Genomic DNA, 16,183 nt, shown 5'->3' with positions numbered 1-16,183 from the left:
AGCGGACGTATTTGCCGTCCGCAAGAAGGCATTTTCTTTTTCCTAAGGCACATGCAGGTAACCATCACTGATAACCAGCCAATTACTTTTCGGGCAGAAGCCCAAAAAATTTTACAGAACGCTCAAACGGCCGCCAGTATCTGCCCCGTGCGCCACGTGCTGGACCGCATCGGCGATAAATGGTCCTTACTCTGCATCCTGCACCTGGGCGCCGCCGATACACTGCGTTTCAACGAGTTGCGCAAACAAATAGGTGATGTATCGCAGCGGATGCTCACCGTCACGCTCCGCTCCCTGGAAGCCGACGGCTTGGTACAGCGTCACGTGTACGCAGAGGTACCGCCTCGTGTGGAGTACCAGCTCACGCCACTGGGCCACAGCCTACTTGTAGCCTTCTCGGGGCTGGGTACCTGGGCCAACGCTCACGCGCAGGAGGTAGCCCAAGCCCGCCAGGCATTTGCAGCGCGGGAAAAGCACGAGGGTAGAAGTTGACCAGCAACTCGTGCTATTTGCCCTACCCCTCGCCTAGGCTGCTTCTATCGCTGCAATGGCCTGAGTTACCAATGTGGCCGTATGCACTGCGTTAGGCCGGCTAGCTTGACGCTGTTGAATCTGGCGAAGCAAGCCAATCAGCCGCTTGGTATCTAAATAGGGTTTGAAACCCACCGTCAGGTCTTTGATGCGGGTGATGCCTTCGGTCAGGACGGTAGGGTCGTCGAGGCGGCCTAGTATTTCGCCCAGGGCGGGTAGCATGTCTAGGCGCCTGATTGGGGCAGCGGCATCGTATTTTGCCCGCATTAGGGGCCAGTGCGCCAGGGTGCCTACCTGGCCATACACCTGCACCAGGGCCACCGTCAGAGCACCCGTGTTATCAGCTTCAAAAGCCAGCGCGCGAGCCAGCGCTAATTGTGGATTTAAGGGTAGCAGCCCCTGCAGCGCCGCCCCCTGCACCCGGTACGACGGACTTTCCAGAGCCTGCGCAAACAACGTGGTGTACTGCTTCTCTTTGAGCGAACCCAGCGCCAGTAGCGCCGCCGCCCGCACCTGTACCGACGAATCTGTGGTGGCCAGCTTCCGTAGCACAGGCGTAGCTGCCTTGCGCAAACCCACTTGCTGGAGCGCCAAGGCTTCGATGGCAAACTGGCGCAACACCGGCGACTTATCGGCTAAGCCTGCCACTAGCACCTGTTGTGCCGCCGGATGGGCTAGTTGCGTTTGGGCGGCAGCCAAGGCTTCGCGGCGGTCGAGGTAGCGCGGTGCGTGGCGGAATTGGTAGGCATACGTGGCCAGCGGCTTGTTGTCCGTTTTCTGCCAGACCAGCACCTTTTCAGCATCCACGTTCACTAGATCCGGCTTGCTAGCCGATGGAAAGCGGAAAGTTTCGGTGGCTGCCCGCACAGTAACTTGGTGGCGCGTGGGCTTACCATTCGCGTATAGATCCACGGCAAGTGGCAGTTGAAAGGCTGGCCCCAACTGGGTTTGCTTGATGGTGACCTGCTGCTCCTTGCGGGTCGCATCCCAGGCATAATCAATTGTGACGATGGGGTGCCCGGCGCGGTAGTACCACTGGTTGAAAAACCAGTTCAGATCCTGCCCCGATGCCTCTTCCAAAGCCAGTCGCAGCTGCTGAGCCTCGCCAGTTCCGAACGCGTGTTGGGTCAGGTAGCGCTGCAAGCCCTTGAAAAACACTTCCGTACTCAGGTAGCTGCGCAGCATATTCAGGATGCTGCCACCTTTTTGGTAGCTCACCCCATCAAACATGTCTTCTTTGTCGGGGTAGGTGAAGCGCACGAGCGGCTTGGAATAGTTGTCGGCCCGGCTCAGGTAGTTGCGTAGGCTGCGGTCGGCTTGCGCGGCGCCGGCATCGGGGCCGTGGGCGTACTCGGCCCACAGTACCTCCGAGAAATTGGCAAACGACTCGTTCATGGTCAGATTACTCCAGCTCTCGGCCGTCACGTAGTCGCCAAACCACTGGTGGAACAGCTCGTGGGCAATTTCACGCTCCACATCGGCATACTCCCAATCCAGCTGCTCACGGGCTGTGCCCTGGGCGTGCGGCCCAAACAACGAAGCTGTAGTATTTTCCATGGCGCCGCTCACGTAGTCGCGCACCACCACCTGGGCGTACTTCTGCCACGGAAAATCCACGCCGAGGCGCTGGGAAAAGAACTCCAGCATGCGGGGCGTCTGCCCAAAGATGGCGCGGGCCTGCGCTGCGTACTGCGGCTCCAGGTAGTAGCTCACTTCCTTGCCCCGCCAAGTGTCGGTGGTTTTGCGGAAGTCGCCCACGGCCAGCATAAACAGGTAGGGCGCGTGAGGCTGTTCCATCTTCCAGGTGTCGCGGCGCAGGCCGGGACCAGCGAGCACTTGGCTCACCAGCAGGCCATTACTGAGGGTAGCGTACTTGGCGGGCACCGTCAGGCTGATTTCCGAGGTAGACTTCTGGTTGGGCTTGTCGATGGTCGGGAACCAAGCAGAATTGGCTTCTGTCTCGCCCTGCGTCCAGATTTGCACGGGCTTACCAGCCTCCGCGCTGTCGGGGTTGATGAAGTAAAGGCCCTTAGCATCCCGAATAGCCGCCGAACCTTTCGCATTCAGCTCGTCGGGTTTGGCCGTGTACTCTATGTAGATGGTATACGCCTCCCCTGCCGGTACCATTTGCCCCAACCGGATCAGCACTTGTTGCTGGTTGTAGTCGTACTGCAGTGGCTGTTGCTTCTCCCCCTTCATCAAGGCTACTGCCTGAATATCCATGCCTTTCGCATCCAGCCGCAGCGAGTCGGTAGCGTAGGCGTGCGGCTTCAGCGTCACCCATTCCTTGCCGTAGGCGTAGCGCTTGGCATAGTCAAACCGCAGGTCCAGCCGCGTGTGCACCAAGTCGTTGATTTTGCCAGGCGCGGCACGGTACACGGCGTCGGTTGGTTGCTGGGCAACAGCAGGGGTAGCAACGGCAAAGGCCAGTAGTAGGAGTAGATTTCGCATCTGAAGCACAAGATGAAGAAACTTATGCTATAGCAGATGCGCGGCCAGCACGCAGGGTTGCCTGTCCGCTTGGGTAGCCAGTACTAGCGCGCCGCTCCTACCCTACTACAAACGTCCGCATGCTCATCCCCCCGAAGCTCACTTCCTCGAAAGCGTGCCGGATATCGTCGTCGGCTTCGGCCAAGGCCAGGCTGTAGAGCATCGGGATGTAGTGGTCGGGGGTAGGCACAGCCAGAGGGCCCGCGGCGCCGGCCTGCTGGTAGTGCGCCAGCGCCAGCAAATCGCGCTGGTTGATTTTCTGCTTGGCCCACGCGTCAAACTCCACCGCCCAGGCATGGGGCGCGGGGTTGTTGTGCATAAAATGGGGCATGCTCTGGCGCAGGTTGTGCACAATGTTGCCGCTGCCTACCACCAGCACCCCACGCCGCCGCAGAAACTGGAGTTGCCGGGCTAGCTCGGCGTGGAAGGTAAGTGGCCGACCATAGTCGATGCTGAGCTGAAATACTGGGATATCGGCCTCCGGAAACAAGTGGTGTAGCACCGTCCAGGTACCATGGTCGAGGCCCCACTCGTCGGTGGGGTGGGCGTCGGGCAGGGCGGCCAACACCTCCTGCGCCACATCAGGCGCGCCAGGCGCGGGGTATTGCATGGCAAACAGCTCGTCGGGGAAGCCGCCGAAGTCATGGATGGTTTCGGGCCGCTCGTTCACGGCTACGTAGGTGCCGCGCGTGAGCCAGTGCGCCGACACCACCAGCACCGCCCGCGGCGGTTGCCGGTTCCGGATATCCCTACCCAGTTGGTGCAAGGTTTGGGTGAAGGGGTTGTCGGCCAGTGCGTTCATCGGCGAGCCGTGCCCCACGAAGAGCACCGGCATTTTATCGGTTTTCTGGAACGTGGAAGCGGTTTTGTGAAGGTCTTGCAAGGAGTTCATGGCAGAAGCGAAGGGTAGCACCGCCATCATTTTTAGAAAGCCTTTGCGGTGCATGGGTTATCGGATTAACGATAACAAAAATACCCTACCAAGGGCGGCAAGACCTTGATGTAGGGTAAGAAACAGGTAGTTGTATTGCGGCGTGCAGGAAGTTAGAAAGCAGCCTCATTTGGTGTTATAGCTGACCATAACGTCCTGCTGAACCGTTACGCTTGCAAGCACTAGACGAATAAGAACTCACCAATCCGGCAGCTGCTGAATTGGTGAGTTCTTATGTATCCGCACTTAGCTAGCTGGCTAAACAGTTACGCTATCTAGTCCTTTTTGCAGAGCAGTGGCTTGAAACTCGGGAATTTTCAAACCCTCGGCGCGGGCTACCACTACATCGGTCATGCCGAGAAAACCGAGCATATGGCGCAAGTAAGGCGTAGCAAAATCGTAGGGCTGCATGGGTCCTGTGGAGTAAATGCCGCCACTAGCCACAGCCAAATACACTTTCTTACCCGTTATCAGTCCCTCGGGACCAGTAGGCGTATAGCGGAAAGTAATGCCTGCCCGCGTTAAGTGGTCGAGCCACGACTTCAGCGACGAGGTAACGGAAAAGTTGTAGAACGGCACCCCGATAACTAGGACATCGGCGGCGAGTATCTCCGCAATAGCCTCGTCGGAGTGATGCACGGCCTGTTGCTGCTCCGCCGAACGACTTTCGGCTGGTGTGAAATAGGCTTGTAGGTGCGCTTCCTCCAAATGAGGAAAGGGCGTCTGCGCTAGGTTGCGTATCACCACCGAGCTGCCTGGATGCGCCACCAGTAGTTTGTCAATGATGCCTTGGCTGAGTTGGGTGCTGTACGATTCGGCCCCGCGAGCACTGGAAATGATTTGCAGAATCTGCATGAAAAAAGGAGTGAAATGAGAAAAAGGAACGACGTAGAAATGGGTGGCATCTACTTTGCCGGCGCCCTCGTACGACGAGAACTCTGCTTTCCTCAAGTAATCAGCTTCCTGTTTGTTTATGACCTGCACTAGTTGCAGATTACACCTTGGTAATCTGGTTTCCGACAGGTAATCAGGGTTTCCCTTGCTTCACATACTGTTCTTTTCGCTTCTTCATCATGTTCAAACATAACGCCGCGGAATGCACTCACACAATACTGGGATTACGCAGTGCGCTGGACGTCATCAGCGGTAAATGGAAACTGCAGATACTGGTAGCATTGCTCTCGGGTGTCCGCCATTTTCGTGGCTTGGAGCGCAGTATTCCAGGTATTTCAACTAAGGTACTGGCCAAGGAGTTGAAGGAATTGGAAGCGCACCAGCTTCTATCGCGCACCGTTTACCCTGGTCCGCCAGTAGTGGTCGAATACGAGGCCCTCCCCTACGCCAGCACGCTTGAGCCAGTCATTAGTATTTTAAAAGATTGGGGTGCTGCACATCAGCTCCGATTAGATGCTACTACCTCTCATGGCCAGCAAATTTCATCTGAGTGATTTGCTGATGAGCACCTGCACATGACGCGTAGTACGGTGCCCGTCTACGTGCTCATGGAAGAAACATTATCATCGCGCTGGAAAGGTCGAGCAGCCATCTTGAGTAGGCTCCAACCTTGCTTTGGACCACAGCTAGTATAACTGGCTTACCCTCGCGCCAGCTCCCGCCGCAGCCTGCTCAGCGACTCGGGCGTGATGCCCAGGTAGGCCGCAATGTGGCGCAAGGGCAGCCGTTGCGCCAACGTAGGGTAGCGCTGCTGAAAATCGAGGTAGCGCGCTTCGGCGGTGGCGCTGAGCACCCCAATGAGGCGATGTTGCATGGCGGCTACGCTGTTTTGCAGCAGCTCGTAGAAAAACTGCTGTAGCTCCGGCCCCAACTGCCGCAGCTGGGGGTAGAAATCGGGACCGAAGAGCAGCACGTCGGAAGCCTCCACAGCATCAATGGAGAACTGGGCGGGGGCCTGGTGCAGCAGGCCATACTGATCGGCTATCCACCAGCTTTCGGGAGCGAATTGTAGGATGTGCTCTTTGCCCTTGGCATCCGTCACGTAGGCGCGCAGGCAACCTGAAAGCACAAACGCACCGTGCCGCCCTACCTCGTCTTGGTGTACTAGCACCTCGTGTCGCCGGAGTGTACGCGGAGTAAGCAGCGCCGCCAGAGCTGCCACCTGCTCCTCGGGCAACCCCGACAAGTGACGCTGAAAGTAGCTCCGAAACGCGGCCGGTGGTATCATGTAAACAACGTATACCTCGCCCCTACCCCTTCGACAACTCTCCCGCCCGGCGCTCGGCGGCGCTGATACCGCCAATCAACGCCCCAGTTAAATCCCGCTCCCCAAATACCGTGAGAGCTGCCTCGGTGGTACCGCCTTTTGAAGCTACTGCCTTAATTAACTCATCCAGCGACTTCTCGGAGTTATTGAGCAAGTGAAAGGAACCCAGCATCGTCTGCTTCACTAGTTGCGCAGCCAGGGCCTCGTCGAAGCCCAACTGGCGGCCGGCCTCAATCATGGCCCGCACGATGTAGAAGAAGTAGGCCGGGCCGCTACCGCTCACGGCCGTGGCGGCATCCAGTAGGTTTTCCTGCTCCAGGAACACGGCCCGCCCGGTGGAGTTGATCAGGTTTTCCACCTGCCGGATTTGCTGCACCGTGAGGCCATCGGCGGCAGCGTAGGCTGTCATGCCCAGCCCAATAAGCGCCGGCGTGTTAGGCATGGCCCGAATGATCAGGGGGTGGGCCAGCTCCTGCTGCAACCGCGCAATCGGGATGCCCGCCATAATGGATAGTACCATCTGCTGAGGCTGCACCACTTCGCGCAATTCTTGCGCTACCCCACTGAAATCCTGGGGCTTTACGGCCACAATCACCAGATCATACTGGCCTACCTGCTCCGTGATGCCCAGCACTACGCGCCCAGCCTGCCTACCCGCCAGCTCTGTGTGCCGGGCCGGATTTTTAGCCACCAGTAGCATGTTATCGGGCTTCACCAAGTTGTTTTGCAGAAAGGATTTGGCGTAGGCCATGCCCATGTTGCCGCATCCGATAATTGCTACGCGCATTGCTATGAGGGTAGAAGGTTGGATTGACAAGGTAGAAAACTCCTGTCATCCTGAGCACAGCGAAGGACCTTTTCCCGTGTGAACTAGTCGTTGTTACGACGGTTATTCATGCGGGAAAAGGTCCTTCGCTGTGCTCAGGATGACAGGGGCTTGCGTTTAAAACGGCGGGTCTTCGTTGCCGAAGGTACTGCGGGGAAAGGCCTGCGGGGCCGGCCCGTCGTTGTTGATGCGCGAGCCTAGGCGGATGGTATTCGGGGCGAAGGCGCCAGGCTCTTCGTCGAACGTACTGGTAGGGAAAGCCCCGGGGTTGTAGTCGCCACCGCCCTCGAAGCCGCCGGCACCATCCAGGTCGGCAAATTTGGTGAAGCGGCCGATGAACTTGAGTTGCACCGTTTCCAGGGAGCCGTTCCGGTGCTTGGCAATAATTACCTCGCCCGTACCCTGGGTAGGATTGCCCATTTCATCCTCCGTAATCTTGTAGTACTCAGGGCGGTACAAGAACACTACCATGTCGGCGTCCTGCTCGATAGAACCGGATTCGCGCAGGTCACTGAGCTGCGGTTTTTTGTCGCCGCCGCGGGTTTCTACGGAGCGCGAGAGCTGCGACAGCGCCAGTACGGGCACGTTCAACTCTTTGGCTATCCCCTTGAGCGCCCGCGAGATAGAGGCAATTTCCTGTTCGCGGTTGCCAGCACCCTTGCCCCCATCCGAGTTGCCCGTCATCAACTGCAAGTAGTCGATGATGATCATCTGAATGTCGTGGTGGGCCTTGAGGCGGCGGCATTTGGTGCGCAGTTCCCGGATGCTGAGCGCGGGCGTATCGTCGATAAAAATAGGCGCCGACGACAGCGAGGAAATCTTATGGTTGAGCTGCGCCCACTCATAGTCAGCTAGGTTACCTTTCTTGATCTTCTCCGAATCCAGCTCCGCTTCCGCCGAAATCAGACGGTTTACCAGCTGAATAGACGACATTTCCAGCGAGAAGATGGCCACCGGCTTCTTGTGGTCTACAGCCGCGTTGCGCATGGCCGATACCACAAAAGCGGTGTTGTGCGTCACCGTCATATCCTGCAACAGGAACAGACGGTTGCCGTCGATTTCGAAACCGTAGTAGTCGTCTTCCTTGTCAAACTCAACTGTGATACCTGTCACGCGCCAATCCACCGGGCTCTGCCAGGGTTGGGCTTTTTTGCGAGCAATACGCACCGGCACGCAATTGATGTCGCCGTAAATCCGCACACGGTACACTTCGCTTTCGTAGCCAATGGCGCTGATAGCAGCCCGCTTTTTCTTCAGCGACGTGCGAAAACCCAGCGAATCGGCCAGAAACTTGATTTGTCGGGCCAGGCGGTGGTTTTTCTGCGTGATTTCGTAGCCGTTGCTTACAGGGTCAAGGTGGCCATCGGAATCGATAAGGCCGGCCAGCAGGCGTAGGCGGTTCTCACGGCTGTTGATGAGGTAGGCTTGCGGAATGTGCTTGTCGCCGAGTACGCCCAGCTGGCGCAGCTCATCCTGCAAGGAGAATTGCGTGAGGCTGCCGCCCTGCCTACCCCGCGTGATGCCGTAGCTGTTGCACCGGTCAGCCACTACCCCTACCGTCACTTGCAGATCCAGCGCATCGGCATACTCGTTCAGATATTCAATAATTTCTGCATCCTGGGCTGTGATGCGGCAGTTAGCGGAGCTGCCGTCGCCCAGCCACACACCCAGAAAATACGGGTCTACGGATACGTCCTGCGCGGCGAATGCCACGGGTACTTTATAGCCTTTGTAATTCGAGCGGAACTTGTCTGATTTCGTCAGCCAGTCCTTCACCGTAATGTTCAGCACGTCGCCCTTGCGGTACGGGCCTTCGGTGCGGCTGCGCTTGAGCGACAGAATGTGGCTTTCGTTGACGCGGTAGTCCTCAGCCTTGTTCTGGCGCACCCAGTACATGTTTTCCCTACCCCGCGCAATGCTGCGCACGCGGCGAGGCGTAGAGTCGTCGCCCATCAGCAGCTCGCCGGCCTGCACGTCTTCCACGTTGCGTAGGGTGCCGTCGTACATCAGCACTTTGGTGCCTTTGCCGAGGCACTTGCCCATGCCGGGGCGTGCGGCAATAATCACTAGGTCAGAGGGTTGCCAGCCGCTGGTTACGCGGTCCAGCGCCGAGAAACCGGAAGGTACGCCGGTGAGGCCGTCCTTTTGGTTTTTCTTTTCTTCCAGCTCCTTGATGGCTTTACCCATCAAAGAACGCATGTCGTCGAAGTTCTTACGGATGTTCGATTCCGACACTTCAAACAACGCCTGCTCGGTGCTGTCGAGGAGGTTGAATACGTCGGTGGTGTCCTCAAACGCGTCGCGGTGAATCTCGCTGGCAATACGAATCAGCTCGCGTTTGATAGCGTTTTCGGTGATGATACGGGCGTGGTACTCGATGTTGGCTGCCGAGTTCACCTTGAAGGTGAGGTTGGCCACGTAGTGCGTACCACCGGCCATTTCCAGCTCGCCCAGCTCCTTCAGCTCCTGATTAACAGTGAGCAAGTCAATGGGCTCCGATTTATCAAACAGGCTCAGAATGGCCTTGAAGATGCTTTGGTGCCGGTCGTCGTAGAAGCTCTGGGGCTTCAGAATGTCGATAACGGTGGTGAGGGCGTCCTTTTCCAGCATGAGCGCGCCGAGCACGGCCGCTTCCAGCTCGCGGGCCTGCGGAGGCAATTTGCCGGCGGGCGCCGCCATCGACATAGCCGGCGGGCGGCTGGTCCAGGCGGCTTTGGCCCGTGAGGCCGATTGTTTCAGGCGGTCATCCATCCGGTCGTTCATGGGGTGAGGGGGAAATACTAAGGTAAGCAGAACTAGGGTAGCAGCCGGCCGCGGCACCAAAAAATGTGTAGCCGGCCATGCCTGACGTACCCGGCCAGGCCGGGCAAAAGGGGTACAAAACTAACGGCTAACGCGAAGAAAACAGGTGTGGGAAATACAGTTTCTTTTGCTATGTTCCTTGCGGTGTACCGGCCTGCCTCGCAGGCACTCAACTGGGTTTTGCCGCACGGCGCGGTAGGCGGCGGCAAGCCGCACTGCCTGCTTCCTAACCCCTACCCTGGCTGGTATGTTCTATCTGCCTACCTTTGCCGCCCATTCGCTTGCATCGTTTCGCTTACCCAATGCCTGCTACCCCTTCCCCCTTCCAGCGCCTTCACCTGATTGCTACCGGCGGCAGCATCATGCACAATCTGGCGCTGGCCCTGCACCAGCGCGGCACCCACGTGACGGGCTCCGACGACGAGATATTTGAGCCGGCTAAAAGTCGCCTGCAGGCCGCCGGGCTCCTGCCGGCCGCCGAAGGTTGGTTTCCAGAGAAAATCACGGCCGACCTTGACGCTGTGATTGTGGGCATGCATGCCCGCCCCGACAACCCCGAGCTGCTGCGCGCCCAAGAGCTGGGCCTGCGCGTGTACTCGTTTCCGGAGTTTATCTACGAGGCCAGTAAGGACAAGCAGCGCATCGTGATTGGCGGCTCGCACGGCAAAACCAGCATTACCTCGCTAATTCTGCACGTATTGCGCTACCACCAGCGAAAGTTCGACTACGCTGTGGGCGCCCAGCTGGCGGGGTTCGATCTGATGGTACAGCTCACGGAAGATGCGCCTATCATTATCATTGAGGGCGATGAGTACCTGTCGTCGCCCATCGACCGGCGACCGAAGTTTCACCTCTACCAGCACCACATTGGCGTGATTTCCGGCATTAGCTGGGACCACATCAACGTGTTTCCGACCGAGGAAATCTACCGCGAGCAGTTCCGAATCTTCGCGGAGATGACGCCCAAGGCCGGCACCCTCATCTACGACCAGGACGACGAGCAGGTGCAGCTGATAACCGTGCCTACCTCCTCCGATGTGAAGTACGTGGGCTACGGTCCGCACGAGCACGTGCTGCGCGACGGCAAAACCTACCTCATCACCAAGCGCGATGAGCAGGTGCCGGTGCAGGTGTTTGGCGCCCATAACCTGCGCAACATCTCAGCGGCCAAAGAGGTGTGCAAGCAGCTGGGCATCAAAGGCAAAGATTTTTACGAAGCCATTGCGACCTTCAAAGGTGCTGCGCGCCGTCTGGAGCTGGTACGCGAGGGCCAGGACTCGGTGGTGTACAAAGACTTTGCGCACTCGCCTAGCAAGCTGAAAGCCACCGCTACGGCCCTGAAACAGCAGTTTCCGAAGCGCCGGCTAGTAGCCTGCCTGGAGCTACACACGTTCAGCTCGCTCAACCCGGCTTTCCTACCTCAGTACGCCCATACCTTCGACGCACCCGATGTGGCGGTGGTTTACTTCAACCCGCACGTGCTGGAACACAAACGCCTACCCGCCCTACCCCCCGAAGCCGTGCAGCAGGCCTTCCAGCGTTCCGATTTGCAGGTATTTACCGACAGCAAGGCCCTGGCTGACTTCCTACATCAGCAAAATTGGCAAGATACCAATCTGCTGATGATGACCTCCGGTACTTTTGACGGGCTTGATTTAGCTGGGTTGGCGGAAGAGGTAATTAAGAAATAGGAATTAAAAAACGTCTGTCATCCTGCGCTCCGCGCAGGATGACAGACGTTTGTGGCGCCTATCTTACTTATTCATTCTTAATCACCTTCCTACCCCCATCCGTTGTAAGTAGCAGGGCTAGGGCGGTGAGGGAGAGGCGCAGAATCCACTTGCGGCTGATCATTGGCGGACGAAGAAAGTGTTGCCGTTTTCCACGCGTAAGTCGCAGCGGCCACCACCGTTGTTTTCGGCGCAGCTGGTGCCTGTAATCTGGCTGTTCTCGAACTCAAAGAAGCACATAGTGCAGCCCACGCTGGTGATAATGTAACGAGACGCGTTAGAGGTCATGTACAGGGAGTTGTCGGAGGACGTTTGCAGCGGGATGGCCATGGCCTGAAACATGCCATTGCGTAAGCCCAGCCCTACTAAGTAGTACACGGCTTTGTCCTGAGGGGTGTCCTGCACCTTCCGAATGGTGATGCGGTCTACCACCGTGCCGTCGCCAAACTGCCGGATAAACTCCGTGGCCAGCTGGGCGCGGGGCACCACGTACTCCACGTTTTCGTTTTTGGTGCTGGCCCAGGCCACCAGCTTGGTATTGCCTTCCGTCCGGCGGCGGCGGGCGGCGTCTTCCTCCGGGTTGTCGGAAGGCGGCGTGCCAAATTCCGGAAAGCTACGCTTGGATGTTTCGCAGGCCGGCAGCAAAAGCAGGCTGACGAGCACCATACTGAGTAGACGTAGCGGCAAACGGAAGAAACGTGGCATAGGATATACGATATAAATTAGCGGGCTTTGTAATACTTCTGTGCTTCGGGCAACTCCCGTTGGATGTCTGCAATACGTGTATCATTGGAGGGGTGAGTCGACAGAAACTCTGGTGGCGCGGCCTGGTTTTCGCGGGCAGCCATACGCTGCCAGAACGCAATGGCACCTTGCGGATCGTAGCCGGCCATAGCCATAAAAATAAGCCCCAGGTGGTCGGCTTCTGACTCTTGGTTGCGGCCGTAACGCAGAATACCCAAACTAGTAGACAAGCCAAACGCCTGCGCCGCCAACTGCTGAGCCATAGGCGACCGACCCGTGAGGGCCGCGCTAACCAGACTACCACCTAACTGCTGCGCCTCCTGCTGGCTGATGCGTTCGGAGCCGTGCCGGGCTACGGCGTGGGCAATTTCGTGACCCATCACCACGGCCAAGCCGTTTTCGTCCTGCGTGATGGGTAGGATGCCGGTGTACACTACCACCTTACCGCCTGGCATACACCAGGCGTTCTGTTGCTTATCATCCTGAATTAGGTTGAACTCCCACTGGTAGCCAGTCAGTTGGTCCGACTGATTTTGCTGGCGGAAGTACATTTCCACAGCCTGCTGTATGCGCTGGCCTACCCGCTTTACCATAGCGGCCTGCGCGCCGCTGTTAATCACTTTGCTGGAGTCCAGTACCTGCCGATACTGCTGCTGCGCCAGGTTGATTACTTCGCTTTCGGGAACTAGGCTAAGCTGACGGCGGCCCGTGATGGGCACCGTAGCACAGGCGCTCAGCAGGCAGAGGCTGGCAACCGTTATATACTTTTTAAGCATTTTACTAAGTGGTTTTGGAGGGAGAGAGAAAAGGGAACAGGCCAGACCACTAGCCCAACTACCCCACCAACATTGGAGCAACGAGTACGTAGTAGCCTGTGGTGTGCTATACGACAGGCATCAGGTAAAATGTTCTCATTCCGGGGTAGGGAGTCCGTTTTGGGTTGCGTCCCGCAAAATGAAGGCCTACTTTTGATGCCTACGCACGTTGTGCGGTATGCGCGCTGAGCCTCCACGGCTCAGCTTGCCACACGGCCCTCCCTCAACGACGCCCTACTCACCAGACTTTCTTGATTCACATGAAAATACTGTGCATCGGCCGCAACTACGCCGACCATATTGCTGAGCTACAAAACGAAACCCCTTCTGAACCGGTCATCTTCGCCAAGCCCGATACGGCCCTGCTCCAGCGTGGAATGCCCTTCTTCTACCCCGATTTTTCGCAGGATGTGCACCACGAGCTGGAGCTAGTGCTGCGCATCAGCAAAAACGGCAAGAACATCGAGGAGAAATTTGCGCATACCTATTACGATGCCATCGGTTTGGGCATCGATTTCACGGCCCGCGACCTGCAAAGCAAGCTCAAGGCCAAGGGCCTACCCTGGGAGCTAGCCAAGGGGTTCGATGGCTCCGCCCCGCTGGGCACCGTATTCAAACCTGTGGGCGACTTTGCCGACCTGAAAAACATCAACTTCCGGCTGGAAGTGAACGGCGAAGTGCGCCAGCAGGGCAACTCCAGCTTGATGCTGCATCCCTTCGACGCCATCATCAGCTACATCTCGCGCTTTATCACCCTGAAAATCGGCGACTTGATTTTCACCGGCACGCCCAGCGGCGTCGGCCCCGTGAAAATCGGCGACCGGCTGGTGGGCTTTATCGAGCAGGAACGCGTGCTGGATGTAGCGGTTAAATAATTTTTTGCGCGGTTGGGAGTTTAAAGGCTAGAAGCGAGAAACGGTTAGAACGAATTCCCCTCCTTTTTCAAGGAGGGGAGTTAGACCCATAGCCCTAGCTTTTCGCTGCTCCCTACCCTGTTTCCTAGATTTCCTTTCCAGAATGCCCTATTTCTTTTCCGGCTGGCGGTTGGGCGCCGCGGCGGCTACTCTGCTGCTGACGACGCTGGGCCTGCGGCCGGCTCCATTTGCCGGCGATGTGCCAGCGCCCGGCGCAGACACCCCTACCGCGGCCGCGCCCGACTCTTCCTCGGTGGTGGTGCCCAAGCGGCCTTTCATGCCCGTAGAGGTACCCAAAGGCTACTTCCTATTTCCCATCAAGCCCGGCAACCCCAACTTTTTGGCGGCCAGCATGGGCGAAATCCGACCCAACCACTTCCACGGCGGCCTCGATATCAAAACCGATGGGCGGGTGGATTTGCCAGTATATTCCTCGGCCGATGGCTACGTTTCGCGCCTGAAGCAGAGCAGCTTCGGCTATGGCAACGTGCTCTACATCACCCACCCCAATGGCCTAACCACGGTATACGGTCACCTCAACCGCTTCCTCGGCCCCGTGGCCGATACGCTGCTGCGGCGTCAGTACCAGAAGCAGACCTACGAGCTGGAGCTGTTTTTCGACAAGGACCAGTTTCCGGTGAAGCGTGGGCAAGTGGTGGCGCTATCGGGTAACACCGGTGGCTCGGGTGGACCACACGTGCACTGGGAGGTGCGCACGGCCAAAGACGAGCAGCTGAACCCCTTGCAGTGGGGCGGCTTCCCCGAAATTCAGGACCATGTGCCGCCTACCCTCCAATCTTTCGCCATAGAGCCGCTTAGCATTGATGCCCGCGTGCAGGGCCTGTTTGAGAAGCGTGTTTTTCTGCCCAAAACGCCTACCCCCAACGCTGCCTATACCCACCCCGATACCATCCAGGCCTACGGCACGGTAGGGCTGCTGCTGCAAGCCGTAGACCGGTTTGATAACGTGTGGAACAAGTACGGTCTGCAACATGTGGCTGTAACCGTAAACGGGCAGCCGTTATACGAGCACCACATCGACGGCGTGCCCTTCACGGAGTCGCGCCAGATTTCCAACCACATCGACTACGACTGGCAGAAAATGACCGGCCGCACGCTGGAAAAGCTGTTTGTGGACGATGGCACCACCATTCCGCTCTACACCACTGGCCCCAGCAAGGGCACGCTGCGGGTGGAAGATGGGCAACTCTATACCGTGGAAATCAAGATGCGCGACTCCTATGGCAATACTACGCCTGTGTCGTTTGTGCTGCGCGGACAACAGCCGGCCTACTTCAAAACTCGTTCGGCGGCCGTGAAGCAGCCCAGCCTGCGCTACGACATCACCCGCAACATTCTGAAGGTACTGGTGGCCGACCCCGACACGGCCACCCAGGTAGGCAACCTCACGCTCACGCGCGGCGCGCGACGCTTGCAGCTGCGCCCCAGCTACGTACAGCAAAGCCAGAACGTGTACCTCTACGACCTGCGCGCCGGCCTACCCGACTCCCTGCTGTTTGGGAAAGTGCACCGCGCCTTCAACCGGCAAGCAATGGTGCCCAGCGGCCGCGACTGGACCTTTGCTGATGCCCACCTGAATCTGGCGTTTGCCCCGCGCACGCTGTTCGATACGCTGTACCTGCAAACCAGCTACCAGCCCCTGGCTGGTGGCACCTACACCGTGCAAAACCTGCGCACGCCCCTGCTGCAAACCCTGCGCCTGACCCTGAAACCCGAGCAGGAAGTAACCGACAAAGCCCGCTCGGCGGTGTATATGATCAATTCCAAAGGCGGCAAGATTTACCAGGGCGGCAAGTGGACCGGCAACCAGATTACCACGCCCATCAAAACCTTCGGCATGTTTCGGGTGCTCACGGATACCATTGCGCCCTCGGCGCGGGTGATACGCAACACGCCGGCCGGCCTCACCTTCGTGGTCGGCGACAACCTCTCGGGGCTGAGCAGCTACCGGTTGCTTGTGAACGGACAGTGGCGCCTGCTGCGCTACGAATACAAAAACGCTACCCTATTCACGGTGAAGGAAGACACACTGGGCCCGCCTTTGCACGGCGCCGCCGAGCTGCACCTGGTAGACCAGGCCGGCAACAAAAAAGTAATTCCGGTAAAGCTGAAGTAAGGCTGCTAGCCGACTCTTTCGCAACAGCTCCGTACAAGGAGC

At 58.1% G+C, this 16,183-nt stretch carries 13 protein-coding genes; 5 read left to right on the top strand and 8 right to left on the bottom strand.

The annotated features are described in order from the left end of the window. Positions 1–51: 51 nt before the first annotated feature. Positions 52–492, top strand: coding sequence for a winged helix-turn-helix transcriptional regulator (locus MUN82_RS04835; RefSeq protein ID WP_245095386.1), 441 nt, complete (start codon positions 52–54; stop codon positions 490–492). Positions 493–525: 33 nt separating this feature from the next. Here MUN82_RS04835 and MUN82_RS04830 read toward each other — a convergent pair whose 3' ends face one another. The 3 genes from MUN82_RS04830 to MUN82_RS04820 all read right to left on the bottom strand — a co-directional run bounded on the left by MUN82_RS04830 (position 526) and on the right by MUN82_RS04820 (position 4,807). Then, on the bottom strand, positions 526–2,982 hold the full coding sequence (locus tag MUN82_RS04830) for a M1 family metallopeptidase (RefSeq protein ID WP_245095384.1): 2,457 nt from the start codon (positions 2,980–2,982) through the stop codon (positions 526–528). Between the two features lie 97 nt (positions 2,983–3,079). Beyond that, positions 3,080–3,967, bottom strand: a complete 888-nt coding sequence (gene ygiD, locus MUN82_RS04825; protein WP_245095383.1) for a 4,5-DOPA-extradiol-dioxygenase — start codon at positions 3,965–3,967, stop codon at positions 3,080–3,082. Between the two features lie 243 nt (positions 3,968–4,210). After that, positions 4,211–4,807, bottom strand: a complete 597-nt coding sequence (locus MUN82_RS04820; RefSeq protein WP_245095382.1) for an FMN-dependent NADH-azoreductase — start codon at positions 4,805–4,807, stop codon at positions 4,211–4,213. Between the two features lie 218 nt (positions 4,808–5,025). Between MUN82_RS04820 and MUN82_RS04815 the strand changes: the two genes are divergently transcribed. Continuing rightward, positions 5,026–5,400 carry a winged helix-turn-helix transcriptional regulator gene (locus MUN82_RS04815; protein ID WP_245095381.1) on the top strand — a complete coding sequence of 125 codons (375 nt, stop codon included), beginning with the start codon at positions 5,026–5,028 and terminating at the stop codon, positions 5,398–5,400. A 146-nt stretch (positions 5,401–5,546) separates the two neighbouring features. Here the strand turns inward: MUN82_RS04815 and MUN82_RS04810 are convergent, their stop codons facing one another. From MUN82_RS04810 to dnaB, 3 genes are all read right to left on the bottom strand, one after another. Further along, on the bottom strand, positions 5,547–6,134 hold the full coding sequence (locus MUN82_RS04810; RefSeq protein ID WP_245095380.1) for a Crp/Fnr family transcriptional regulator: 588 nt from the start codon (positions 6,132–6,134) through the stop codon (positions 5,547–5,549). Positions 6,135–6,156: 22 nt separating this feature from the next. Beyond that, positions 6,157–6,960, bottom strand: coding sequence for a pyrroline-5-carboxylate reductase (gene proC, locus MUN82_RS04805; protein WP_245095379.1), 804 nt, complete (start codon positions 6,958–6,960; stop codon positions 6,157–6,159). Between the two features lie 156 nt (positions 6,961–7,116). After that, entirely contained in the window at positions 7,117–9,684 is a 2,568-nt protein-coding gene (dnaB, locus tag MUN82_RS04800; RefSeq protein WP_245097515.1) for a replicative DNA helicase, read from the bottom strand. Positions 9,685–10,103: 419 nt separating this feature from the next. Here dnaB and MUN82_RS04795 point away from each other — a divergent pair, with 419 nt between their 5' ends. Next, entirely contained in the window at positions 10,104–11,492 is a 1,389-nt protein-coding gene (locus tag MUN82_RS04795) for a UDP-N-acetylmuramate--L-alanine ligase (protein WP_245095378.1), read from the top strand. Positions 11,493–11,651: 159 nt separating this feature from the next. On the opposite strand, the gene MUN82_RS04790 is transcribed toward MUN82_RS04795, so the two are convergent. Both MUN82_RS04790 and MUN82_RS04785 read right to left on the bottom strand, forming a co-directional pair. Continuing rightward, on the bottom strand, positions 11,652–12,236 hold the full coding sequence (locus tag MUN82_RS04790) for a hypothetical protein (RefSeq protein ID WP_245095377.1): 585 nt from the start codon (positions 12,234–12,236) through the stop codon (positions 11,652–11,654). 17 nt (positions 12,237–12,253) lie between these two features. Beyond that, positions 12,254–13,051 (bottom strand): M48 family metallopeptidase, encoded by a 798-nt coding sequence (locus MUN82_RS04785; RefSeq protein WP_245095376.1) that lies wholly within the window; start codon positions 13,049–13,051, stop codon positions 12,254–12,256. A gap of 299 nt (positions 13,052–13,350) precedes the next feature. On the opposite strand from MUN82_RS04785, the gene MUN82_RS04780 reads away from it, so the two are divergent. After that, positions 13,351–13,965: a fumarylacetoacetate hydrolase family protein gene (locus tag MUN82_RS04780; RefSeq protein ID WP_245095375.1), complete on the top strand. Its 615-nt coding sequence runs from the start codon at positions 13,351–13,353 to the stop codon at positions 13,963–13,965. Positions 13,966–14,107: 142 nt separating this feature from the next. Beyond that, positions 14,108–16,141, top strand: a complete 2,034-nt coding sequence (locus MUN82_RS04775) for a M23 family metallopeptidase (RefSeq protein WP_245095374.1) — start codon at positions 14,108–14,110, stop codon at positions 16,139–16,141. Positions 16,142–16,183: the final 42 nt, after the last annotated feature.

The organism is Hymenobacter aerilatus, from assembly GCF_022921095.1.
GTDB classification, from domain to species: domain Bacteria; phylum Bacteroidota; class Bacteroidia; order Cytophagales; family Hymenobacteraceae; genus Hymenobacter; species Hymenobacter aerilatus.
This window is presented reverse-complemented; position numbering and strand designations above follow the sequence as displayed.